1 protein-coding gene and 1 pseudogene are annotated in these 1,322 nt (G+C 34.3%); both read right to left on the bottom strand.

What is annotated here, in order from left to right; translation table 11 throughout:
* A partial coding sequence (locus ABD917_RS08665; RefSeq protein ID WP_345119661.1) for a restriction endonuclease occupies nt 1–457 on the bottom strand: 457 nt, incomplete at its 3' end.
* A gap of 521 nt (nt 458–978) precedes the next feature.
* Nucleotides 979–1,322: pseudogene (locus ABD917_RS08670) on the bottom strand (YfjI family protein); the annotation flags it as partial.

Raw genomic sequence — 1,322 nt, forward strand, 5'->3', positions numbered from 1 at the left:
CAAACAGATTAATCTGTTGAATACGAACCTCTTGACCATCACAAGTGTTGTTAGCATTATCACTCCAATTGCTTTCAGTGCTATCAACCAAAATACGACGCGTAAAAATCTTTTTCCCAGAGGCAGCTATAAAGCTATCAATATCGTCTTTTTTAATGATGTGAGAGGCGTCATAGCATTTGCATTGAATAGCCGCATAACCTCCTTGATCACGGATTGTAGCGACTAGATCAATGCCGATATCACGCCCATCTTCATCATGTTCCTTAGCCCATTCCGAATAAGTCTGAACCTTTTCGTATTCCTGCTTTTGTAAAGGATCTTCAGAGAAATAATCCTTCACAAGATTTTCAAACAGCGTTCCTAATTCACGGGGTGATTTTGCCTGTTGACGGTAGAATTCTAAGAGAGAGCGTAAAGTGACTTGTTTGTTATCAGACTTAACAGATTGAAGCATATTAAGATAAACTCCATTGTGGCACGGTATGATCAAAGATCATAAAGAAACGGAATGAAGCCTATTAAATTGATTCAAAAGAAATATCGATAACAAAATGAGACAAAAACACACGAAAACTCATAAATTGCTTAAAATTAAATTTTATAAATCATACTTATCAACAACAGAATAGTGGAATTTGCTATTCGTTTCACACATCATTCAAGACAAATGCACTACGTGTTTAAAAACATCAGAATGATCATTTTTATAGGTTTCATTACGAATTTTGCTTATAAGTTTTGTCTGTTTTTAAAACCCCCAAAACACCTACAAAACTCCCCATAACATATTCTATCAGTTGAATTTATAAGTTGCATTGTCGATATAGGTTGTTTTTTGGAAAAATCATAAATCTTAACACATTGAAATATAATAACTTTTATTCTTGATTAAAAAATAAAATAATAATGGGTAAAAGTCCCCCCCCTAAACCTCTAAAACTAATAGTTCAAAGCTTTAAAAATCTCACAATTGTCTCAGTGTGATGTCTTATGAATTTTCACTAAGGGGTGCCATTCATAACGTATGGTAGGTCGACCGCCTTTAGAGCTATGATTACTTGCTATTTGACGAATATAGTTACAACGGCATAAGAGATCTAAAGCTTGCTTAACGGTTTCATTATCTTTTAAACTTTTCCAATCGCGCTTATAAATATCACGTAGAGTAAAGCCATCTTGTAAACAATCACAACGTTCGACAATCAATTTTGCACGCTCTGCTGCTAATTTATCTACCGCCCCATAGAGGCGTTTTACATGACTTAAAAGATATTTTTCCCAACGCAATGCCATAGAAAGAGAGGATAAACTAACTTCAA

The sequence above is a fragment of the Bartonella pachyuromydis genome, from assembly GCF_039543065.1.
GTDB classification, from domain to species: domain Bacteria; phylum Pseudomonadota; class Alphaproteobacteria; order Rhizobiales; family Rhizobiaceae; genus Bartonella; species Bartonella pachyuromydis.